The organism is Pseudomonas rhizophila, assembly GCF_003033885.1.
In the GTDB taxonomy this organism is placed as follows: Bacteria; Pseudomonadota; Gammaproteobacteria; order Pseudomonadales; family Pseudomonadaceae; genus Aquipseudomonas; species Aquipseudomonas rhizophila.
Genome location: NZ_CP024081.1, coordinates 5,009,029 through 5,031,715 on the forward strand (window position 1 = coordinate 5,009,029; position 22,687 = coordinate 5,031,715).

21 protein-coding genes are annotated in these 22,687 nt (G+C 61.4%); 15 read left to right on the plus strand and 6 right to left on the minus strand.

The features are described from left to right. The first annotated feature begins 120 nt into the window (after positions 1–120). The 3 genes from CRX69_RS23235 (at position 121) to CRX69_RS23245 (ending at position 2,592) form a co-directional block, all read left to right on the plus strand. The gene (locus CRX69_RS23235) at positions 121–1,677 is read left to right on the plus strand and encodes a bifunctional aminoglycoside phosphotransferase/ATP-binding protein (RefSeq protein WP_107322939.1); all 1,557 of its coding nucleotides are present in this window, start codon (positions 121–123) and stop codon (positions 1,675–1,677) included. Positions 1,678–1,768: 91 nt separating this feature from the next. Next, a complete protein-coding gene (locus CRX69_RS23240; protein ID WP_047229836.1) occupies positions 1,769–2,110 on the plus strand; it encodes a pentapeptide repeat-containing protein in 342 nt (113 codons plus the stop codon). A 209-nt stretch (positions 2,111–2,319) separates the two neighbouring features. Continuing rightward, positions 2,320–2,592 (plus strand): TfoX/Sxy family protein, encoded by a 273-nt coding sequence (locus tag CRX69_RS23245; RefSeq protein WP_047229837.1) that lies wholly within the window; start codon positions 2,320–2,322, stop codon positions 2,590–2,592. Between the two features lie 183 nt (positions 2,593–2,775). Here the strand turns inward: CRX69_RS23245 and CRX69_RS23250 are convergent, their stop codons facing one another. From CRX69_RS23250 to CRX69_RS23265, 4 genes are read right to left on the minus strand one after another with little or no spacing between them, the layout of a single operon-like run. After that, complete coding sequence (locus CRX69_RS23250; RefSeq protein WP_107322940.1) at positions 2,776–3,663, minus strand: ChaN family lipoprotein; 888 nt, start codon at positions 3,661–3,663, stop codon at positions 2,776–2,778. Between the two features lie 21 nt (positions 3,664–3,684). Next, on the minus strand, positions 3,685–4,452 hold the full coding sequence (locus CRX69_RS23255) for a heme ABC transporter ATP-binding protein (protein ID WP_107322941.1): 768 nt from the start codon (positions 4,450–4,452) through the stop codon (positions 3,685–3,687). Further along, positions 4,452–5,435 (minus strand): FecCD family ABC transporter permease, encoded by a 984-nt coding sequence (locus tag CRX69_RS23260; protein ID WP_171061425.1) that lies wholly within the window; start codon positions 5,433–5,435, stop codon positions 4,452–4,454. Before CRX69_RS23260 ends, CRX69_RS23255 begins: the two co-directional genes overlap by 1 nt. 50 nt (positions 5,436–5,485) lie before the next feature. Then, positions 5,486–6,364 (minus strand): heme/hemin ABC transporter substrate-binding protein, encoded by an 879-nt coding sequence (locus tag CRX69_RS23265; protein WP_107322943.1) that lies wholly within the window; start codon positions 6,362–6,364, stop codon positions 5,486–5,488. 263 nt (positions 6,365–6,627) lie between these two features. Between CRX69_RS23265 and CRX69_RS23270 the strand changes: the two genes are divergently transcribed. Continuing rightward, positions 6,628–6,951, plus strand: a complete 324-nt coding sequence (locus CRX69_RS23270; protein ID WP_107322944.1) for a Rieske (2Fe-2S) protein — start codon at positions 6,628–6,630, stop codon at positions 6,949–6,951. Here CRX69_RS23270 and sfsA read toward each other — a convergent pair. Both sfsA and CRX69_RS23280 read right to left on the minus strand, forming a co-directional pair. Beyond that, complete coding sequence (gene sfsA / locus CRX69_RS23275) at positions 6,901–7,641, minus strand: DNA/RNA nuclease SfsA (RefSeq protein ID WP_107322945.1); 741 nt, start codon at positions 7,639–7,641, stop codon at positions 6,901–6,903. The genes CRX69_RS23270 and sfsA overlap by 51 nt on opposite strands. Continuing rightward, positions 7,641–8,813, minus strand: coding sequence for a pyridoxal phosphate-dependent aminotransferase (locus CRX69_RS23280; protein ID WP_047229843.1), 1,173 nt, complete (start codon positions 8,811–8,813; stop codon positions 7,641–7,643). Before CRX69_RS23280 ends, sfsA begins: the two co-directional genes overlap by 1 nt. Before the next feature lie 342 nt (positions 8,814–9,155). On the opposite strand from CRX69_RS23280, the gene dksA reads away from it, so the two are divergent. The 11 genes from dksA (at position 9,156) to pgi (ending at position 22,632) form a co-directional block, all read left to right on the plus strand. Beyond that, complete coding sequence (gene dksA / locus CRX69_RS23285) at positions 9,156–9,599, plus strand: RNA polymerase-binding protein DksA (protein WP_047229844.1); 444 nt, start codon at positions 9,156–9,158, stop codon at positions 9,597–9,599. A 233-nt stretch (positions 9,600–9,832) separates the two neighbouring features. Continuing rightward, positions 9,833–10,723: a tRNA glutamyl-Q(34) synthetase GluQRS gene (gluQRS, locus tag CRX69_RS23295; protein WP_107322946.1), complete on the plus strand. Its 891-nt coding sequence runs from the start codon at positions 9,833–9,835 to the stop codon at positions 10,721–10,723. Between the two features lie 77 nt (positions 10,724–10,800). Continuing rightward, positions 10,801–10,977 carry a hypothetical protein gene (locus tag CRX69_RS23300; RefSeq protein WP_003176118.1) on the plus strand — a complete coding sequence of 59 codons (177 nt, stop codon included), beginning with the start codon at positions 10,801–10,803 and terminating at the stop codon, positions 10,975–10,977. Next, positions 10,961–13,915, plus strand: coding sequence for a sensor histidine kinase (locus tag CRX69_RS23305; protein WP_160893587.1), 2,955 nt, complete (start codon positions 10,961–10,963; stop codon positions 13,913–13,915). Before CRX69_RS23300 ends, CRX69_RS23305 begins: the two co-directional genes overlap by 17 nt. A gap of 22 nt (positions 13,916–13,937) precedes the next feature. Beyond that, positions 13,938–15,368 carry a sigma-54-dependent transcriptional regulator gene (locus CRX69_RS23310; protein WP_047229846.1) on the plus strand — a complete coding sequence of 477 codons (1,431 nt, stop codon included), beginning with the start codon at positions 13,938–13,940 and terminating at the stop codon, positions 15,366–15,368. 715 nt (positions 15,369–16,083) lie between these two features. Beyond that, positions 16,084–17,481: a polynucleotide adenylyltransferase PcnB gene (locus CRX69_RS23315; protein WP_047229847.1), complete on the plus strand. Its 1,398-nt coding sequence runs from the start codon at positions 16,084–16,086 to the stop codon at positions 17,479–17,481. 3 nt (positions 17,482–17,484) lie between these two features. After that, complete coding sequence (gene folK / locus CRX69_RS23320) at positions 17,485–17,970, plus strand: 2-amino-4-hydroxy-6-hydroxymethyldihydropteridine diphosphokinase (protein WP_107322948.1); 486 nt, start codon at positions 17,485–17,487, stop codon at positions 17,968–17,970. Between the two features lie 402 nt (positions 17,971–18,372). Beyond that, on the plus strand, positions 18,373–19,173 hold the full coding sequence (gene panB, locus CRX69_RS23325; RefSeq protein WP_047229849.1) for a 3-methyl-2-oxobutanoate hydroxymethyltransferase: 801 nt from the start codon (positions 18,373–18,375) through the stop codon (positions 19,171–19,173). Further along, positions 19,170–20,030: a pantoate--beta-alanine ligase gene (gene panC, locus CRX69_RS23330; RefSeq protein ID WP_047229850.1), complete on the plus strand. Its 861-nt coding sequence runs from the start codon at positions 19,170–19,172 to the stop codon at positions 20,028–20,030. The genes panB and panC overlap by 4 nt, the downstream gene beginning before the upstream one ends. A gap of 240 nt (positions 20,031–20,270) precedes the next feature. Continuing rightward, positions 20,271–20,651 (plus strand): aspartate 1-decarboxylase, encoded by a 381-nt coding sequence (gene panD / locus CRX69_RS23335; protein WP_047229851.1) that lies wholly within the window; start codon positions 20,271–20,273, stop codon positions 20,649–20,651. A 316-nt stretch (positions 20,652–20,967) separates the two neighbouring features. Beyond that, a complete protein-coding gene (gene pgi, locus CRX69_RS23340; protein WP_047229852.1) occupies positions 20,968–22,632 on the plus strand; it encodes a glucose-6-phosphate isomerase in 1,665 nt (554 codons plus the stop codon). Positions 22,633–22,687: the final 55 nt, after the last annotated feature.

A 22,687-nucleotide genomic window follows, 5' to 3' on the forward strand; every position in this document is an offset into this window, starting at 1 on the left:
GATTATACGCACTTTGCCGCGGTTCAACATGACCACACAACGGCCCCCTCCTGTTTGCGTTAACGCGGCTTGCCGCCATAATGACGGCCTTGAATTTTCCCAGTCTCTGAAGGATCGCCCGTGAGCCAGTCCCTGATCGCTGCCCTGCAAAACCCGGCCCTCTATCCGCATCCCGTCGAAGGGTTCCAGGTCATCGAGACCCACATTTCCTGGGTATTGCTCACCGGGCCGTATGCCTACAAATTCAAAAAACCGGTCAATTTCGGCTTCCTTGATTTCACCAGCCTCGAGGCACGCAAGCATTTCTGCGGGGAAGAACTGCGCTTGAACCAGCGCCTGACCCAGGATTTGTACCTGGAAGTCATGCCGATTACCGGCACCCCGCAAGTGCCGCAACTGGGTGGCGAAAGTCCGGCCATCGAATACGCCCTGAAGATGCGTCAGTTTCCCCAGAGCCAACTGCTCAGCACGCTCCAGGCCAACGGCGAACTGACCACCGCGCACGTTGACGAAATGGCCGCGCAGATCGCCCGCTTCCATCTCTCTACGCCCACCGTGCCTGCCGAAAACGCCGCCGGCACCCCCGACAGCGTTATGGCACCGGTGCGGCAGAACTTCGAACAGATTCGTCCGTTCCTCAGTGACAAGGCTGACCTGTTGCAGCTCGAAGCCCTGCAAGCCTGGGCCGAAAGCAGCTTCGAACGCCTCAAACCGCTGTTCACTCAACGCAAGACTGAAGGTTTCATCCGCGAATGCCACGGTGACATCCACTTGGGCAATGCCACGGTGATCGATGGCAAGGTAGTGATTTTCGACTGCATCGAGTTCAACGAGCCGTTCCGCTTCACCGATGTCTATGCCGACACTGCATTCCTGGCGATGGACCTGGAAGACCGCGGCCTCAAGTCGCTGGCGCGACGTTTCGTCAGCCAATACCTGGAGCTGACCGGCGACTATCAAGGCCTGGAGCTGCTGAACTTCTACAAAGCCTACCGCGCCCTGGTCCGCGCCAAGGTCGCGCTGTTCAGCATGCCGACCGAAGCCGACCCGGTGCAGCGCGCCACAACCCTGCGCCAATACCGCAACTACGCGAACCTGGCCGAAAGCTACAGCACCATTCCCTCGCGCTTTCTGGCCATCACCCACGGCGTTTCGGCCGTTGGCAAAAGCCATGTCGCGATGCGCCTGGTGGAAGCCCTGGGCGCCATTCGCTTGCGCTCGGACGTTGAGCGCAAGCGTCTGTTTGGTGAGCAGCAAGTGCCCAATGATCCACAAGCCGGCATCTATAGCAGCGGCGCCAGCGACGCCACTTATGCCCGCTTGCATGAAATCGCCAGTGTCATCCTGCATGCCGGCTTCCCAGCAGTGATCGACGCCACGTACCTCAAACACGATCAGCGCGATGCTGCGGCGAAAGTTGCCGAGGCCACGGGCGCTCCGTTCCTGATCCTCGATTGCAATGCGCCACAAGCGGTTATCGAGAGCAGGCTGGCGCAGCGTCAGGCCGATCAGACAGATCCGTCCGACGCAAATCTGGCCGTTATCGCCGCCCAACAGGCCAGCCGCGAAGCACTCACCCCTGCGGAAATCCTGTGCAGCAAACGGGTCCAGACCAATGAAAGCGGCACGCTCGACATCGTGGTCGCGCAGATTCGTCAACGCTTGCCAGGCCTGTAAAAAACTATTTCGGCCGTGGAGTCTGCCCACCCTTCACGGCCGCCAAACAGTGGCACTATACTGGCGTCATAAAACCAACAGGTGATATGAAATGAGCCTACCCAAGCTTCTCAGTACCCCGCTTTATGCTTTGCTGCGCGAAGACGACATTGCCGGTTTCAACAACGAACGGCCACAAGGCCCGGTTGATATGCGTGGCGGCGATTTTCGCGGTCTGGATCTGCGAGAGCTCAATGCCGACGACGTGGATTTCACCGACGCTTACTTCCGCTCCGCGGATTTGCGCGGCATCGATTTTCGCAAGTCGTCCCTGGAAGGTGCCAGCCTGGCCCATGCGCAAATATCGGGCGCCTATTTCCCGGCAGAACTGTCTGCCGACGAAATTCTGATGTCGATGAACTTTGGCACCCGGCTGCGCTACCGCACCCGCTGAATCGGGCCGAATCTGCCGTCAACCCAATTGATCTCCAGCGCCCCCGCCTGCGCTGGACGCTGCATCTTGCCGCGCGCCCCCACCTATCGTGCGTAATGCATTAGAAGCTTTTGCTTCAAATCCCACCAAAGAATCACGTTTTTCCTACTGACCGCTACACTCCTGAGAAGCTTGCCCACTGCACCAGTCGGCCGTCGCAAGGAGGTTCGATGAATGATGAACTGCAACACCTGAAGAACCTGGGCAAGACATCAGCCCAGTGGCTGCATGCCGTGGGCATCCACAGCGCCTCGGATCTGCGTCGCCTCGGAGCGGTTGATGCCTATCGCGCAGTACGCACTCGCGGGTTCCGGGCTTCGAAGGTGTTGCTCTATGCCATTGAGGGCGCATTGATGGATGTGCACTGGAATGACATCCCCGCCGAACGCAAGGAAGCCTTGAACAAACAATTGGACGCCGTTTCGACGCGCCACAAAGCCTGACCATTCTCCTTGTTTGTCGCCACACGGCCTTCGCTTTGAAAGTTATTTAGGCAAATCCCAAAAACAACGTTTGACATGGTAATGAGAATCGCTATGATTAGCGCATCCGGTCGCGAGACTGGTCGATATTTGAAAAGCCCTTGGTTCGGACTCTCAGATATCTCCTCATCAGGCTAATCACGGTTATTTGACCCGACTTTTGTCGGGTCTTTTTTTGTCTGGAGGAAATGCGCTGTGTTCACGCATCTGCGCGCAGTAATCCTGAGGGGGAGTGGCCTTGGTGTACCACACGTAATCTGCCATGACCGATGTCATCTCGCTGCCCTCCTCGGCCAGCATCAGGACGATCGGCGCCTCACTGGCCCCCAAGTCCAGCACATGCAGCGGCACCCCGACGTCTTTTCGTCCATGCCAGGCACCGGCGAACAACAACGCAGGTAATGGCGCAGCCAGCAGACGTTCGGCCATGCGTCGGTCACGTTGTTGCTGGACAGCCAGCATCGCCGGCATCTGAGATTCGGGCAGCAGGCCGCAATGGGATTGGCGAATCTGCTCCAGCAACTGATCCTTCACACTTGCCGCATTCGCACGGGCGCCTCGCAAGTCCGGCGCCTGCCGGTAGACGCGCTGGATCTCGGCGGCGTCCAGATTGGCGGCCAACAACGGATAGCGTTGCGTCAGGGCAAACTCCACGACCGGACCATACAGGCTCCAGTCCCATCCCGGCGACCAATCCAGGGCACCGGGAAGATCAGTTGGCAAGGCAGGTAACTGGCGGACCGCATCAACGCGAGGCTGCTGGTGGGGTGTCAGCATTTCCAGCAGGAGGCTGCCCTGGGCCCGTTGCGCGGCCAGGGCCTGAAGCAGCCATAGCTGCAGCGCGTGGTGATCCGGATTGTCGTGCTGCTCGCCGACCACCACTCGCGGCGCCCGTGCCAGACGCTCGATCAACGCTTGAGGCGTGATGGCCCGGCCACTGTGCAAATCAAGGATCTGCCCGTCGACCGGGGGCGGCGCAGTGCTCTGACAGGCCGTCAGCACACTCAATGCCAGAATCAGGATCAGGCGCACGTCTACATCCTCAGGCAACCCTCAGCGGGCGATGATCAATGGATGTCCGCGCTCCGGATGGGGTTGCACCAGCACTTCCAGGCCAAACACTGCTTTGAGCGGTTCCGGGCGCAGCACTTGTTGCGGCGTGTCCAGGGCCACCGGCCGGCCGGACGCGAGCAACAACAGGCGATCACAATAACGCGCTGCCAGGTTCAGGTCATGCAGGATCACCAATACGGCCGCGCCGCGATCGGCAAACTCACGCACCGCTTGCAGGATGGTGTGCTGGTGGAGTGGATCGAGCATCGAGGTCGGTTCGTCGAGCAGCAGGGTCTGCCCCGCTTCCCCTGGCCACAACTGTGCCAAGACCCGCGCCAGGTGCACCCGCTGACGCTCGCCTCCCGACAGCGCCAGGTAACTGCGACCGTGCAGATGCGCCGCGTCTGCAGCGTGCAACGCCAAGGCAACGATTTGCTCGTCACGCACTCGACCACACTGATGAGGCAGGCGCCCCATGCCGACTACTTCCTCGACTCGGAAAGCAAAATCCAGGGTCGATGATTGCGGCAATACCGCCAGGCGGCGGGCACGCTCGGCGCCGTCCCACAGGGACAAAGGCCGATCATCGAGCCAGACCTGTCCCTGCGCAGGAGGCAATTGACCGCACAGCCCCGCCAGCAAAGTACTTTTACCTGCACCGTTGGGCCCGAGCACGCCCAGCACCTGGCCGGGATGCAGCTCAAGATTGACATCAGCCAACACGGCCTCGCGACCCCGCTGGATGTGCAGATTCTGCGCTCGTAACATCAGGCGCGTCCTCGCAGCAATAAATAGAGGAAGAACGGCGCCCCGATGAATGCCGTGACGATGCCGATCGGCAGTTCCGCCGGAGCCAGCGCCAGACGCGCCACCAGATCGGCGAACAGCAGCAGGCTCGCCCCCGCCAGCACCGAAGCCGGCAACAGAACGCGATGATCGGGGCCGGCCATCAACCGTACCAAATGCGGCACTACCAGCCCGACAAAGCCGATCATGCCCGCCGCCGCCACTGCCGCGCCAACCCCCAGGGCCGTGCAAAACACCAGTTCACGCTTGAGCCCTTCGACATCAACGCCCAAATGGGCGGCTTCGGATTCACCCAGCAACAGAGCATTGAGTGCCCGGGCCCGTCGTGGCAGCCACAGTGCTACGCCAACGCTGACCAGCAACAGCGGCCACAACCGCGCATAGCTGGCACCATTCAGGCTCCCCAGGTTCCAGAACGTCAAGGTGCGCAGGGTCGCGTCGTCCGCCAGGTAAGTGAACAAGCCCACCGCCGAGCCGGACAGCGCGGTCAGGGCGATACCGGCCAGGAGCATGGTCGCGACATGGGTCTGGCCGTTGCGCCGACCGAGGCGATAAACCAATGCCGTAACCCCAAGCCCGCCGAGGAACGCACACAACGACAACACATAGGGGCCGAACGCTTCGGGCAAGCCACCCAGCGCCGAGCCGCCAACAATGGCGAACGCCGCGCCCAGCGCCGCACCGCTGGACACCCCGACCAGCCCCGGGTCGGCCAACGGGTTGCGGAACAGCCCCTGCATCGCCACCCCCGATAATGCCAATACCCCGCCCACCGCCAGCCCCAGCAGGGTGCGTGGCAGACGGATCTGACCGAGGATCAGTTCGGCCTGCTCCAGACCTTCGGCGGCCACTGGCAAGCCCATCAAGCGCAACGCGGCGCGCAAGGTATCGAACAGCGGCAAACTCACCGGCCCCAGGGCCAGGGACAGCCAGATCGCCAGCAGACACAACAGGCCCAGGCCAATAAACAAGGTGCGCGGTTTGACCAGAGGGGTCATGGTGCCTTGGCCGGTTCGGTCGGGTAAAAACCGGCCGTCAGCTTCACCAGACTTTGCGGTAACCGGGGGCCTAGCCCGCCGACCAACAGTGTCGGGTCAAGCTCGATAACGCGCCCGGCCCTGGCGGCACGGGTGGAGGAAAGAATCGGATTTTCCCTGAACAACGCCGCACGCGCTTCTTCGCCACTCAACGCGCGATCGGCGAACACCAGTACTTCGGGATTCAGGCTGGCCAGGCTCTCCACCGAAAATGCCTTGTAACCATGGTGTGTCGCCAAGTTGTGACCGCCGGCCTGCTGCACCAGCCAATCGGCGGAGGTGCCCAGGCCTGCGACCATCGGCTTGCCGCCGGAGCTTGCGACCAACAGCAACACGCCGGGGGCCTGTTGCTCAAGCTGGATTTTACTCACTCGAGCTTTCTGTTGGCTGAGCTGCTGTTGATAACTGTCGAACAACTGCGCGGCTTTGGCCTCGGCGCCCAGCAGTTGACCCAGGTGCCGCAGATTGCCCTGAAGGGTCGACAGGTCGGGCGTGGCCGAGAACAGTTCAACCTGTACCCCGGCGCTGCGGATCTGCGACAGCACCGGTGGCGGCCCCATTTCTTCGGTGCCTACGAGGATCTGCGGACGCAGGCTCAATACCCCCTCGGCCGAAAGTTGTCGCTGATAACCGATGCTGGGTAAATCCCGCAAGGCTTCGGGATGCTGGCTGGTGGTGTCCACGCCCACCAGTTTCGACTCACCGCCCAGCGCGCTGACCCATTCGGACACTGCCCCGCCGGCACTGACCCAGCGCTGCGGCAGTTCAGCCGCCACCAAGCCCTGGCTGGCCAACATGACAACACAGAGCGTGACAACACGGATATTCAGGCGCATCGGGCAGCTTCCTCGAAGAAATGTTCACAGGGCCGGGCATGAACCCCGCAGGCAAAGTATCCTCAGCCCCCTGCGAAGGAGGCGCCATTTGATAATTGTTTTCATTTGGACGTCAAGCACGAACCTTTGGGGGGTTGCCTCTGTGGGAGCGAGCCTGCTCGCGATTAGCGGTGTGTCGACCCATTGCTGCTGGCTGATCGACCGCTATCGCGAGCAGGCTCGCTCCCACATAAACTCGCCCACTCATAACCATAGAGACCCACATGAAGTTTCTTTGTACCGGCGCCGAATTGCCCGACAACAGCAGTCGCGGTTTCGACCTCGATGGGCGCAAGCTGCTGGCGGTGCGTCGCGCCGGCCAGGTGTATGTCTATCTCAACCGCTGCCCGCACCGCGGCGTACCGCTGGAATGGCGGCCCAATGAGTTTCTCGACCCCAGCGCCAGCCTGATCCAGTGCGCCACCCACGGCGCACTGTTTCTGATTGAAAGCGGTGAATGCGTCGCCGGCCCTTGCGCCGGGCAGTCCCTGGCTGCGTTAGAGAGCCGGGAGGACGAGCAAGGCATCTGGGTCGAGCAGCACCGGTAACGGCCGATCCACCCACATTTGCTCGGGCGTCAGCGTCACCCCGTAGGCCAGCACTTCCACGCCCGCGGCCACAGCGTCGCGCAACGCCGCCGCGTACAGCGGGTCGATTTCCTGTGCCGGGCGCACGGCGTCGATCCCGCTCAGGTTGACACAATACAACTGCACCGCCCGCACGCCGTCCCGGGCCAGGTGAGCGAGTTCGCGCAGATGCCTGGCTCCCCGCTGGGTCACCGCATCGGGAAACGCCGCCACGGTCGTGCCGTCAAAACCCAACGTGACACTTTTGACTTCGACCCAGGCAGAGCCTTCGTCGTAGTCCAGTCGGAAATCGATACGACTGTTTTCCTGACCGTAAGCCACTTCACGCTTGAGCCCGGTAAAACCGTTCAGCTCGCTGATGACCCCGGCACGCAGGGCCTCTTCGATTAGCGGGTTGGCTCGCGCGGTATTGATGCAGGCCAACCGCCCCTGGGGGGTTTCGCCTATTTCCCAGGTGCCGGGCAATTTGCGCTTGGGGTCGCTGGAACGACTGAACCAGACTCGCGCACCTTCGGCCATGCAATTGAGCATCGAACCGGTGTTGGGGCAATGAATCGTCAGCAGTTCGCCATGAACGGTCTCGATATCGGCAAGAAAACGCTTATAACGTCGAATCAGCCGGCCTTCTTCCAGCGCAGGTGAAAAAAGCATCAGCCTTGCCAACTCCGCAGTCCGCGCTCGATTCGCTCCACCGCTTCCTGGAGCCGCGGCAAGCTCTGGGTGTAGGCGAAACGCACATGGTGCCCAGCCTGATGGCGACCGAAATCCAGCCCCGGCGTGAACGCCACATGCTCGGTCTCCAGAAAGTGCTGGCAGAACGCAAAAGCATCGCCGCCGAATGCACTAATGTCGGCATACAGGTAAAACGCCCCTTCCGGCTCCACTGCGATGCCGAACCCCAGATCACGCAAGGCCGGTAGCAGAAAGTCGCGCCGCAGCGCGAACTCGGCCCGGCGCTGCTCGAATATCTCGATTGTCGCCGGTTCGAAACAGGCCAACGCCGCGTACTGGGCCATGCTCGGCGCACTGATGTAAAGGTTCTGCGCCAGCTTCTCCAGCTCACCAACAGCCGCCGAAGGGGCCACCAGCCAGCCCAGTCGCCAGCCGGTCATGCCGAAATACTTGGAAAAGCTATTAAGGACGAAAGCTTCGTTGTCGACTTCCAGCACGCTCGCGGCATCGGTGCCATAAGTCAGGCCGTGATAGATCTCATCCACCACCAAGTGACCGTTGTGGCCCTTGATTGCCTTGGACAGGCCGGCCAGTTCGTCCCGGCTGAGAATCGTCCCGGTCGGGTTGGCCGGCGACGCGACCAGCGCACCCACGCTGTTCGAGTCCCAATAGCGGTTCACCAGGTCCGGGGTCAGCTGGTAGCGCACGTCCGGGCCTACCGGCACCAATTGAGCCGTACCTTCCACCAGCCGCAGAAAGTGGCGATTGCAGGGGTAACCGGGGTCCGCCAACAGCCAGTGCTTGCCCGGGTCCACCAGCAACGCGCTGGTCAGCAGCAACGCGCCGGATCCGCCCGGCGTGACCAGGATGCGCCGTGGGTCTATGTCCACACCGTAGCGCTGCCCATAGAAACCGGCGATGGCTTCGCGCAGCTCGGGGATGCCACGGGCCGCCGTGTAACGGGTCTTTCCCGCCGCCAGCGCGGCCTGGCCGGCCTGGATGATCGGCTCAGCCGTGGTGAAGTCCGGCTCGCCGATCTCCAGGTGGATGACATCGTGCCCGGCGGCCTGCAGCTCATTGGCACGGGCCAGGAGCGCCATCACATGGAAAGGTTCGATGGCGCGGCTACGCGCACTGTAGGGCTGAGCCATTAGCCTTCCTTCTGGTAAAAAAGAACCGATTCTACCTAACTCTCCGGCCAACCCAGAAACAACTGCGCAAGCGAGCACGAACTCAGGGCCCGGCCGCTTGCAGCAAATGTCTCCAGCGATCGGCTCAGGCTTGACTAGAATCAAGCATTGAGCAGGTTTGTCACTCCACCGGACTGAACTTGACCACGCTTTGCAAGCCCCGGCCACCGCAGGCTCGACAACCGGGAGTAGCGCGGCCCGATTTGATCTGGTAAGTTCGCCCGCTTGCAGCCGCAGGGCCGGCAGGTGTCGGTGATGGAGCAATCCTGCGTAGTGGATTACAAGAGTAGAGGCGGTCCATTCATGCCCACCCAAGCAAAGCAGAATCAAAATCAGTCGCTCAGCGGGTTTGAGCCGTACGTGCCGCAAGCTGGCGAAGAGTACATGGGCGCCCCCATGCGCGCGCACTTCACCAAGATCCTGAACAAGTGGAAACAGGACTTGATGCAGGAAGTCGACCGCACTGTGGATCACATGAAAGACGAAGCGGCGAACTTCCCTGACCCGGCCGACCGTGCCAGCCAGGAAGAAGAATTCAGCCTCGAACTGCGCGCCCGCGACCGTGAGCGCAAGCTCATCAAGAAAATCGACAAGACGTTGCAACTGATCGAAGACGAAGAATACGGTTGGTGCGAGTCCTGCGGCGTCGAGATCGGCGTCAAGCGGCTGGAAGCACGTCCGACCGCCGACATGTGTGTCGACTGCAAGACCCTGGCGGAAATCAAGGAAAAACAGGTCGGCAAGTAAATTGCCTGGGCTGTCATCGAAAAACGGAGCGTTCACACGCTCCGTTTTTTGTTTCTGATACTTCCCGCACACCCGGTTCCCTTGTGGGAGCGAGCCTGCTCGCGATAGCGGTGGGTCAGCCACATCAATGCCCACTGATAAGACGCTATCGCGAGCAGGCTCGCTCCCACAGAGGGGTGGCTTCGTCAGCAGGATATGTATTCCAACAGCCCGGACCCAGTAACATTCGCTTTATGACCGCCACTACCCCCTACATCGGCCGCTTCGCCCCCACACCCAGCGGCCACCTGCACTTTGGCTCCCTGGTCGCCGCGCTGGCGTCCTATCTGGATGCCCGGGCCGCGGGCGGGCGCTGGTTGCTGCGCATGGAGGACCTTGACCCACCACGGGAAGAGCCTGGCGCGCAAGCGGCAATCTTGAAGGCACTGCAAAGCTACGGGTTTGAATGGGACGGCGAGATGGTCCGTCAGAGTGAGCGCCATGAGGCCTACGACCAGGTCATCAATCGCCTGCTCAGCCAGGGTCTGGCCTATGCCTGCACCTGCTCGCGCAAACAACTGGAGCCGTATCAGGGCATTTATCCGGGCCTGTGCCGCAACGCCGGTCACGACACCAAAGACGCGGCCATCCGCCTGCGCGTTCCTGAGCTGGCATATCACTTCAACGACCGAGTACAAGGCCCGTTCCGCCAGCACCTGGGCCGTGAGGTCGGCGATTTCGTGATTCGCCGTCGCGACGGGCTCTATGCTTATCAACTGGCAGTGGTGCTGGACGACGCCTGGCAGGGGGTCACCGATATCGTGCGCGGTGCCGACCTGCTGGACTCCACGCCACGTCAGCTGTACCTGCAAGAGCTGCTTGGCTTGCCACAACCGCGCTACCTGCATGTGCCGCTGATCACCCAGCCGGACGGGCATAAACTCGGCAAGTCCTACCGCTCGCCACCGCTGGCGGCCGATCAGGCCACGCCATTGTTGTTGCGGGCACTGCGCGCGCTGGGCCAACAGCCAGGCCCCGAACGGGTCGACGCCAGCCCCCGGGACCTGCTGGACTGGGGCATTCGCCATTGGGATGCGGGGAAGATACCGCGCACTTTGACCCTGCCAGAGGCGCAAATACGTTGACGGCGCTTGCAGCTTGGCCCCCATCCGTTACCATCGCCGCACGTTTTCGGGCACGCGTTTAAAAAAGAGAGGCCGGGATGTACATCTATCGCTTGGTCCTGCTCCTGGTAGTGGGGATTTATCTGTTCTCCCCGGCCATCATGGATTGGTGGATCGACGCCACGGGTGCCTGGTATCGGCCCTATCTGCTTTGGCTGATCCTGATCGTCGTGACCTTCATCCTGCAGAGCCAAAAAGATGCCGATGAGCTTTAGCCTGACCCAGATGATCCTGATCAGCGCAGCCTACCTGGCAGTGCTGTTCGGCGTCGCCTGGATCAGCGAACGGGGCATGATCCCCCGGGCGATCATCCGCCACCCGCTGACCTACACCCTGTCGCTGGGCGTCTATGCCAGCGCGTGGGCGTTCTATGGCACGGTCGGGCTGGCCTATCAGTACGGCTACGGTTTTCTGTCCAGCTACCTGGGTGTATCGGGGGCATTCCTGCTGGCACCGGTGCTGCTCTACCCGATCCTGAAAATCACCCGCACCTACCAGCTATCATCCCTGGCCGACCTGTTCGCCTTTCGCTTTCGCAGCACCTGGGCCGGCGCGCTGACCACGATTTTCATGCTGGTGGGCGTATTGCCGTTGCTGGCCCTGCAGATCCAGGCGGTGGCCGACTCCATCAGCATCCTCACCCGCGAACCGGTGCAGCACCGGGTCGCACTGAGTTTCTGCGCGCTGATCATTCTCTTCACGATTTTCTTCGGTTCCCGCCACATCGCCACCCGGGAGAAACACGAAGGCCTGGTGTTCGCCATCGCCTTCGAATCGGTGATCAAACTGATCGCCATCGGCGGCGTCGGCCTCTATGCCCTGTACGGCGTATTCGATGGCCCGCAACAACTGGAGCTGTGGCTGCTGCAGAACCAGACCGCCCTCGCCGCCCTGCACACACCTCTGCAGGAAGGCCCGTGGCGCACGCTGTTGCTGGTGTTCTTCGCGTCAGCGATCGTCATGCCGCACATGTACCACATGACCTTTACCGAAAACCTCAACCCGCGCTCGCTGGTGAGCGCGAGCTGGGGCCTGCCGCTGTTCCTGCTGCTGATGAGCCTGGCGGTGCCGCTGATCCTGTGGGCCGGACTGAAGTTGGGAGCCAGCACCAATCCTGAGTATTTCACCCTCGGTATCGGCATCGCCGCCAACAGCAAGGCCCTGGCGTTGCTGGCCTACATCGGTGGCCTGTCGGCGGCCAGTGGCCTGATCATCGTTACCACGCTGGCGCTGTCGGGCATGGCCCTCAACCATCTGGTGCTGCCGCTCTACCAGCCGCCGGCCGAGGGCAATATCTACCGCTGGCTGAAATGGACCCGCCGCGCACTGATCGTCGCCATCATCATGGCCGGCTACGGCTTTTACCTGATGCTGGGCGACGGACAGGACCTGGCCAACCTCGGCATTGTCGCGTTCGTCGCCACCCTGCAGTTCCTGCCCGGCGTACTGTCGGTGCTGTATTGGCCAACAGCCAACCGCCGTGGTTTTATCGCCGGTCTGCTCGCGGGGATCCTGGTGTGGCTGGTCGCCATGCTGTTGCCACTGCTGGGCAACATGCAGGGCTTCTATATCCCGTTGCTGAACATGATCTACGTGCTCGACGACACCAGTTGGCACATGGCGGCCATCGCCTCGCTGGCGGCGAACGTGCTGATGTTCACCCTGATTTCACTGTTCACCAACGCCAGCAGCGAAGAGGCCAGCGCCGCCGAAGCCTGCGCGGTGGACAACGTTCGCCGCCCTCAGCGCCGGGAACTGCACGCCGCCTCACCCCAGGAGTTCGCCACGCAACTGGCCAAGCCCCTGGGCGCCAAGGCCGCGCAAAAAGAAGTCGAACAGGCCCTGCGCGACCTCTACCTGCCCTTCGATGAACGCCGTCCATATGCCCTGCGTCGCCTGCGGGACCGGATCGAAGCCAATCTGTCCGGCCTGATGGGCCCCAGCGTGGCCCAGGACATGGTCGAGACGTTCCTGCCCTACAAGGCCGGCGGCGAGAACTATGTCACTGAAGACATCCACTTCATCGAGAGCCGCCTGGAAGACTACCACTCGCGCCTCACCGGCCTGGCCGCCGAACTGGACGCCTTGCGCCGTTATCACCGCCAGACCTTGCAGGAACTGCCGATGGGCGTGTGCTCCCTGGCCAAGGACCAGGAAATCCTGATGTGGAACAAGGCCATGGAGGAACTGACTGGAATCGCCGCCCAGCGCGTGGTCGGTTCACGCCTGAGTACCCTGAGTGAGCCGTGGAAAGGCCTGCTGCAAGGCTTCATCGACCTGCCGGATGAGCATTTGCACAAGCAGCACCTGGCCCTCGACGGCCAGACTCGCTGGTTGAACCTGCACAAGGCGGCGATCGACGAGCCGCTGGCGCCGGGTAACAGTGGCCTGGTATTGCTGGTGGAAGACCTCACCGATACTCAGATGCTCGAAGACAAGCTGGTCCACTCCGAACGGTTGGCAAGCATCGGTCGGCTGGCCGCCGGGGTGGCCCACGAAATCGGCAACCCGATCACCGGCATCGCCTGCCTGGCGCAAAACCTGCGCGAAGAGCGCGAGGACGACGGCGAACTGACGGAAATCAGCGGCCAGATCCTCGAACAGACCAAGCGTGTGTCGCGTATCGTCCAGTCACTGATGAGCTTCGCCCATGCCGGCGGCCACCAGCACAACGACGAGCCCGTCTGTCTGGCCGAAGTGGCCCAGGACGCCATTGGTCTGCTGGCCCTGAACCGGCGCAATTTCGAGGTGCAATTCTTCAACCTGTGCGACCCGGATCACTGGGTCGACGGCGATCCCCAGCGGCTCGCCCAGGTACTGATCAACCTGCTCTCTAACGCCCGCGACGCCTCACCTGCGGGCAGCGCGGTGCGGGTCAAGAGCGAAGCCAGCGAACACACGATCGACCTGATCGTCGAAGACGAAGGCAGCGGTATCCCCCAGAACATCATGGACCGATTGTTCGAACCTTTCTTCACCACCAAGGACCCGGGCGAAGGCACCGGTCTGGGCCTTGCACTGGTCTATTCCATCGTTGAAGAGCATTATGGACAAATCACCATCGACAGCCCGGCCGATGTACAAAGCCAACGCGGCACCCGTATACGGGTGACCTTGCCGCGTCATGTCGAAGCGACGTCCGCTGTGAACTGAGACCGTCGAGAGAATCGAATCAATGCCGCACATTTTGATCGTCGAAGACGAAACAATTATCCGCTCCGCCTTGCGCCGCCTGCTGGAACGCAATCAGTACCAGGTCAGCGAAGCCGGTTCAGTGCAGGAAGCACAAGAACGTTTCAGCATTCCAACGTTTGACCTGATCGTCAGCGACCTGCGCTTGCCTGGCGCCCCCGGCACCGAACTGATCAAGCTCGGCCAGGGCACGCCGGTGCTGATCATGACCAGTTACGCCAGCCTGCGCTCGGCGGTGGACTCCATGAAAATGGGCGCGGTGGACTACATCGCCAAGCCGTTTGACCACGACGAGATGCTCCAGGCCGTGGCCCGCATCCTGCGCGACCGACAGACGGCGGCCAGCCATGCGCCGGAACCGGCGAGCAAGGCGACAGCCTCCGCCAAAGGTGGCGCCGGCAACCATAACGGCGAAATCGGCATCATCGGCTCCTGCCCGCCCATGCAGGACTTGTACAGCAAGATCCGCAAAGTGGCGCCCACCGACTCCAATGTCCTGGTCCAGGGCGAGTCCGGCACCGGCAAGGAGCTGGTAGCCCGGGCGCTGCATAACCTGTCCCGACGGGCCAAGGCCCCGATGATTTCGGTGAACTGCGCGGCGATCCCGGAAAGCCTGATCGAGTCCGAACTGTTCGGTCACGAAAAGGGTGCGTTCACGGGTGCCAGCGCCGGGCGCGCAGGGCTGGTGGAAGCGGCGGACGGCGGGACGCTGTTCCTCGATGAAATCGGTGAACTACCCCTTGAAGCCCAGGCACGTTTGCTGCGGGTGCTTCAGGAAGGCGAGATCCGTCGGGTCGGGTCGGTGCAGTCGCAGAAAGTCGACGTGCGCCTGATCGCGGCCACGCACCGCGATCTCAAGAGCCTGGCGAAGATCGGCCAGTTCCGTGAAGACCTGTATTACCGTTTGCACGTCATCGCCTTGAAGCTGCCGGCCCTGCGCGAGCGTGGCGCCGACGTCAACGAAATCGCCAATGCTTTCCTTGCCCGCCAGAGCGCGCGGGTCAACCGCACCGATCTCAAGTTCGCCCCGGATGCCGAACAGGCCATCCGTCACTACGCCTGGCCGGGTAACGTTCGAGAGCTGGAAAACGCGGTAGAGCGAGCAGTGATCCTCTGCGAGAGCCCGGAAATCTCGGCCGACCTGCTAGGCATCGACATCGAGCTCAGTGACCTGGACGATGACGAGTTCATCGGCCTGGCCCCGCAACAGGGTGGTGCCAACAACTCCAGTCACGAGCCTACCGAAGACTTGTCCCTGGAAGATTACTTCCAGCATTTCGTCCTCGAACACCAGGACCACATGACTGAGACCGAACTGGCGCGCAAGCTGGGGGTTAGCCGCAAATGCCTGTGGGAACGCCGCCAGCGCCTGGGTATCCCACGCCGCAAGACCGGGGTCGCCAGCGAAAGCTGAGGTGCGCGGGTAACACCGCCCATTGTGAAAAAACTGTTACCTCAGCTTTTTCACGTAACAGAAGCCGGGGTTTACGGTAACGAAACCCCGGCTTTTTTTCGCCCCGAAAAAACCAGCAACCCCGCCAGCCCCCCGACTTTGCTAGGGTTCGCAAAAGTTGGCACGCACCCTGCTATAGCTTTGGTACAAGAACAATAACAAACCGTGTAAACGACAATAAAAATAAGACGAATCGACTCACGCACAATAAAAACAAGACGGCGAGAGGCGCAGCTAACTGATTCTTTTGGAGAGGCGTTGTATTTGGGGCTTGCCCCACAACCAGGCCGAGAACAATAAAACTGTCCCAAGACAGGTGCCTGAACTGGTTGGATCGATTGATCACTGCAACACAGCGACCAAAGCAATCCGTTTGCTCTTGACTCCCGAATGGGAGTGTCACGCAGGGAAAACCTCGTGGCGCGGGCACTCAACAAAAACAAGAAGCCCGAAATCAATAATAAAAACAGAGCACGCAACTAATTCTGGGGGAGCTTCGGCTCCCCCTGTGGTTTCCGGCATTCCCCTTCCCTTAAAGCCTACAAGGCTTGTCGCTCAAGCTTGCAGCTCAAAACTGCTCCGTCCTACACCATCCCTCGACTAAATGCTAGAATCCCCGCCCATCATGCGGTCACTCTTCGTTTTTGGCCGAATATTCCTTCAAACAGTGCATCCCATGCTGAAGAAGCTGTTCCAGTCATTCCGTTCTCCCTTGCGTCGTACGCAACACATTCGCAGCACTCCTGAAGTGCTCAACAGTGGCCAGCATTCGTTGCAAAAGGCCCAGTTCAGCCGTTACGCGGTGAACATCGTCGAACGCCTGCAGAACGCCGGCTACCAGGCTTATCTGGTGGGCGGATGTGTGCGTGACATGCTGCTCAACATCACGCCCAAGGATTTCGACGTCGCCACCAGCGCCACGCCGGAACAGATCCGCGCCGAATTTCGCAACGCACGGATCATTGGCCGGCGCTTCAAGCTGGTCCACATCCACTTCGGCCGCGAAATCATCGAAGTGGCGACATTTCGCGCCAACCACCCGCAAAACGATGAAGAAGAAGACAGTAGCCAGTCTTCGCGCAACGAGAGCGGGCGCATCCTGCGCGATAACGTCTACGGCACGCTGGAAGAAGACGCGCAACGCCGCGACTTCACCATCAACGCCCTGTATTACGACCCGGTCAGCGAACGCATCCTCGACTACGCCAATGGCGTACACGACATCCGCAATCGCCTGATCCGCCTGATCGGCGACCCCAAGCAGCGTTACCAGGAAGACCCGGTGCGCATGCTGCGAGCCGTGCGTTTCGCCGCCAAGCTGGATTTCGGCATCGAAAAACACAGCGCCACGCCGATCCGCGAATTGGCGCCGATGCTGCGGGAAATCCCGTCGGCCCGTCTGTTCGAGGAAGTGCTCAAGTTGTTCCTGTCGGGCAACGCGGCGGACACCTTTGAAATGCTGGTGGACCTGCAACTGTTCGACCCGCTGTTCCCGGCCAGCGCCGAAGCGCTGGAGCACAACCCGACCTACACCCACACCCTGATCAGCGAAGCGTTGATCAACACCGATCTGCGCATCAAGCAGAACAAACCGGTGACCCCGGCCTTCCTGTTTGCCGCACTGCTCTGGCCTGCCCTCCCGGCCCGGGTGCTGCGCCTGCAGGAGCGCGGCATGCCGCCAATCCCTGCCATGCAGGAAGCCGCCCACGAGCTGATCAGCGAACAGTGCCAGCGCATCGCGATTCCGAAACGCTTCACGATGCCGATCCGCGAAATCTGGGACATGCAGGAACGCCTGCCACGGCGCAGCGGCAAACGTGCCGACCTGCTGCTGGACAACCCGCGTTTCCGGGCTGGCTACGACTTCCTGCTACTGCGTGAAAGCGCCGGCGAACAAACCGATGGCCTCGGTGAATGGTGGACTGACTACCAGGACGCCAACGACAGCGAGCGCCGCGACATGATCCGCGAACTCAGTGGTAAGGACGACGGTGCCAGCGGCCCGCGCAAGCGTCGTCGCAGCAGCGGCGCCAAGCGTAAACGTGCCGGTGTCCCGAGCGCTTCGGACGAGTAATCGATGGAGCGCATCTACATCGGCATGGGCAGCAACCTCGCCGAGCCCGCCGAACAATTGCGCAGCGCTGTCCAGGCGCTGGCGCAACTGCCCGACACGCAACTGGCGGGCGTGTCAGCGTTCTACCAGAGCGACTCCCTGCTGCCCGGCCAGCCACGCTACACCAATGCGGTCGCGGCGCTGGACAGTCGCCTGGCGCCGCTGGACCTGCTCGATGCGCTGCAAGCCATCGAAACCGGGCAAGGTCGCGAACGCCTGGAGCGCTGGGGTCCGCGCACCCTGGACCTGGACATTCTCCTGTTCGGCGATCGCCTGATCGACGACCCCCGCCTGAAAGTCCCTCACTACCACATGCACGCCCGGGCCTTCGTACTCTATCCCCTCGCAGAACTGGCACCCGCCGACCTGCGCCTGGCCGATGGAAGGCTGCTCAAGGACCTGCTTGCAGCGTGCCCGTTTGTCGGCCTGGAACGCTTGCCCTCCAACTGACGTAGATAGCCTGTGGGAGCGAGCCTGCTCGCGACAGCGGTGATTGAACCAATGCAAATGTCGACTGACACACCGCAACCGCGTGCAGGCTCGCTCCCACAAGATTCGGACCCTACAGTCACTTTCGAGACTCTCCCCCACGCTGAAACGCATCAGTAAACCCGGTAACACCCGGCGGTAACACATCCAATTGACTTCCCGGGTACTCCTCACGACTATAGGCGTCCCGTCGCCGCCAACGCGGCGCTAAAGGGCGCAATCCAGGCCTTACAAGCACCACGCATAGAGGGTGCGCCTGTATAAATGACGAATCATGCGCGTTACTCGCAGTAGTTCAAGGAGGTGTTCTCAGTCAGGGAAACCGATTGAGAACATCCCCTGGCGCCTAATGAGGACTTTTTCATGCCAGCTATTACCCTGACCACGCTGCAAGGTCTCAAGCAAAAAGGTGAAAAAATCACCATGCTGACCTGCTATGACGCAACTTTCGCCCACGCCTGCAATGAGGCCGGTGTCGAAGTGCTGCTGGTGGGCGATTCCCTCGGCATGGTGCTGCAAGGTCACGACAGCACGCTGCCGGTGACCACCGCCGAGATGGCCTATCACGTGGCCGCCGTCAAACGCGGTAACACCGATGCACTGATCCTTGCCGACCTGCCATTCATGGCCTACGCCACCCTCGAACAAACCATGACCAACAGCGCCATGCTGATGCAGGCCGGCGCCCACATGGTGAAAGTAGAAGGCGCGTTGTGGCTGGCCGATTCCATTCGCCTGCTGGCCGAACGCGGCATCCCGGTGTGCGCACACCTGGGCTTGACGCCCCAAGCGGTGAACATCCTCGGTGGCTACAAGGTTCAGGGCCGCAATGAAAACCAGGCCCGTCAGATGCGCGCCGATGCGATCGCGCTGGAGCAGGCGGGTGCCGCGATGTTGCTGCTCGAATGCGTGCCCAGCGAACTGGCGGAGGAAATCACCCAGGCGGTGAAGATCCCGGTCATCGGCATCGGCGCCGGCAGCGCCACCGACGGCCAGGTACTGGTGCTGCATGACATGCTCGGCTTGTCGATCACCGGTCGCGTACCCAAGTTCGTGAAGAACTTCATGGCCGGGCAAGCGACCATCCAGGCCGCCCTGGGCGCCTACGTTGCCGAAGTCAAAGCGGCGACCTTCCCTGGCGTCGAGCACGGATTTTCTGCATGAACACCGTCAAAACCGTACGCGAACTGCGGGCCGCCGTGGCCCGCGCCCGCAGCGAAGGCAAACGCATTGCTTTCGTGCCGACCATGGGCAACCTGCACAGCGGCCATATGGCGCTGATCACCAAAGCGGCGCAGCGGGCCGACTTCGTGGTGGCGAGCATTTTCGTCAACCCGCTGCAATTCGGTGCCGGCGAAGACCTGGACAAATACCCGCGCACTTTGGCTGCCGATCAGGAAAAACTGCTCCAGGCCGGCTGCCATCTGCTGTTCGCTCCAACCGTCGAAGAAATGTACCCCGACGGCATGGCCGGACAGACCCGGGTCAGTGTCCCGCAACTGTCCGAAGGCCTGTGCGGCGCCAGCCGTCCGGGGCATTTCGAGGGCGTGGCAACGGTGGTCAGCAAACTGTTCAACATGGTCCAGCCTGACCTTGCGGTGTTCGGCCAGAAGGACTTCCAGCAACTGGCGGTGATCCGCGCGCTGGTCCATGACCTGAACATGCCGATCCAGATCATCGGCGAGCCGACCGTTCGCGCCGAAGATGGCCTGGCGCTGTCGTCACGCAACGGCTTCCTCAGCCCTGAACAACGCGCGGTGGCACCCGTGGTCTATCGCAGCCTGAGCCAGATTGCCGAGGCGATCAGGCTGGGGCGGCGGGATTTCCCGGTGCTGGTGGCCGAGCAGGTCAAGCAACTGGAAACTGCCGGCCTGCGTCCTGATTATCTGGAAGTCCGCCACGCCCGTACCTTGCGTCCGGCCACGGCCGAGGATCGTGATCTGGTGATTCTGGTTGCCGCTTTCCTGGGCACCACCCGGTTGATCGATAACCTGCACCTGGACCTCGACGCACTCGCCTGAACACCCTAGCCCAATGGGGGCCTTGTGGGAGCCAGGCTTGCTCGCGATAGCAGTCTAAAAGTCGACATATGTGTTGAATTTGACGGCGTCATCGCGAGCAAGCTTGGCTCCCACAGCCTTCGCTTCCACAAGGGATAGACGGTGTTTTACAGACTGCATTCTCACATCTCTTGTGTATTGCTGCCTCCAGAGCCTTCGGGCAAACTGCCCGCCGTTCGGACCCGACCAGAGGAAACATTCATGCACGCCATCATGCTCAAGGCCAAGCTGCACCGCGCCGAAGTCACTCACGCCGTGCTCGACTACGAAGGCTCCTGCGCCATTGATGGTGAGTGGCTGGACCTGTCGGGTATCCGCGAATACGAACAGATCCAGATCTACAACGTCGACAACGGTGAACGCTTCACCACCTATGCAATCCGTGGCGAAGAAGGCTCGCGAATGATTTCGGTCAACGGCGCTGCGGCGCACAAGGCCAAGGTGGGTGACCGGGTGATCATCTGCGCCTACGCCCATTACAGCGAAGCCGAACTGGCCAACTTCAAGCCCCGCATGCTGTACATGGCCCCGGGCAACGAACTGAGCCACACCAGCAATGCCATCCCGGTTCAGGTCGCCTGACCGAACCCTGTGCCGCTCCCTCGGTGTGCAAGCTTGGGGAGCACGCTTTGCTCCCACAGCGGGCATTCCCCAGAATAGGGACTTTGTGCCAGGGAACATCGCCGCGCTTCCGTCTGTCGGACCAATCCCGCCCCTGTTGTATAAAAAAGTACCGGGAAACGGTCTGACAAAGCCAAGACAGATCGCAACGCGAGGTTTACTGTAGTCGCCCTGTGCCCATAGATCGTGTCGACGCAGTTGTCCGGACGCCCCCAGAGGCCATGCCGGAATTTTTAGTGTACAAAAGGTCGTTCAAGTAAAAAGGAAACCCGCAGCGATGGCGTATTACCGAACCCCTCACGACGTGACCGCTCTGCCTGCCTGGCAAGCGCTGAATGACCACCGCAAAGCCATGCAGGATTTCAGCATGCGCGAAGCGTTCCATGCCGATCCGCAGCGTTTCAATCAATTCACTCTGTCGAGCTGCGGCCTGTTTCTCGACTACTCAAAGAACCTGATCAACGCCCAGACCCGTGACCTGCTGGTGTGCCTAGCCAATGAAGTCGACCTCAAGGGCGCGATCAAGGCGCTGTTCGAAGGCGAAATCGTCAATGCCTCCGAGAGCCGCCCGGCCCTGCATACCGCGCTGCGCCGCCCTGTGGGCGATAAACTGCTGGTGAACGGCGCCGACGTCATGCCCGACGTACACAAGGTGTTGAACCAGATCACTGATCTGGTGGGGCGCATCCATGACGGCCTGTGGCGCGGCTACACCGAGAAACCGATTACCGACGTGGTGAACATCGGCATCGGTGGCTCTTTCCTCGGCCCGGAACTGGTCTCCGAAGCGCTGCTGTCTTACGCGCAAAAAGGCGTGCGCTGTCACTACCTGGCGAACATCGATGGCAGCGAGTTCCATGAACTGACCATGAAGTTGCGCGCCGAGACCACGCTGTTCATCGTCTCGTCGAAATCCTTCAACACCCTCGAAACCCTGAAGAACGCCCAGGCTGCCCGTGCCTGGTACCTGGCCCAGGGCGGCTCCGAAGCCGAGCTGTACCGCCACTTCATCGCCGTATCGAGCAATAACGCCGCCGCCGTGGCTTTCGGCATCCGCGAAGAAAACATCTTCCCGATGTGGGATTGGGTCGGCGGGCGCTACTCGCTGTGGTCAGCCATCGGCTTGCCGATCGCCCTGGCCATCGGCATGTCGAACTTCAAGGAATTGCTCTCCGGCGCCTATTCCATGGACCAGCATTTCCAGAGCGCGCCGTTCGAACAGAACATGCCGGTACTGCTGGCGCTGCTGGGCGTGTGGTACGGCAACTTCTGGGGCGCGCAAAGCCACGCGATCCTGCCGTACGACCACTACCTGCGCAACATCACCAAGCACTTGCAGCAACTGGACATGGAATCCAACGGCAAGAGTGTGCGCCAGGACGGCACGCCGGTGTCTACCGACACAGGTCCTGTGATCTGGGGCGGCGTCGGTTGCAATGGTCAGCACGCCTACCACCAGTTGCTGCACCAGGGCACCCAGTTGATCCCGGCAGACTTCATCGTGCCGATCGTCAGCTTCAACCCGGTTTCCGATCACCACCAGTGGCTGTACGCCAACTGCCTGTCCCAGAGCCAGGCACTGATGCTGGGCAAGACCCGCGCCGAAGCCGAAGCGGAACTGCGTGACAAAGGTGCGAGCGAAGAAGACGTGCAGAAACTGGCCTCCCACAAGGTGATCCCGGGCAACCGTCCGAGCAACACCTTGGTGGTCGAACGCATCAGCCCACGTCGCCTTGGCGCATTGGTAGCGCTGTATGAACATAAAGTGTTCGTGCAAAGCGTGGTCTGGGGTATCAACGCGTTCGACCAATGGGGCGTGGAGCTGGGCAAGGAATTGGGCAAGGGCGTCTACAACCGTCTGGTGGGCAGCGAAGAAAGCGCGGCCGAAGACCCTTCGACCCAGGGCTTGATCAACTACTTCCGCGGGCGTCATCGCGGCTGATCCTCAAGTAGTTATCAAGGCCCGCGTTACCTTTGTGGGAGCGAGCCTGCTCGCG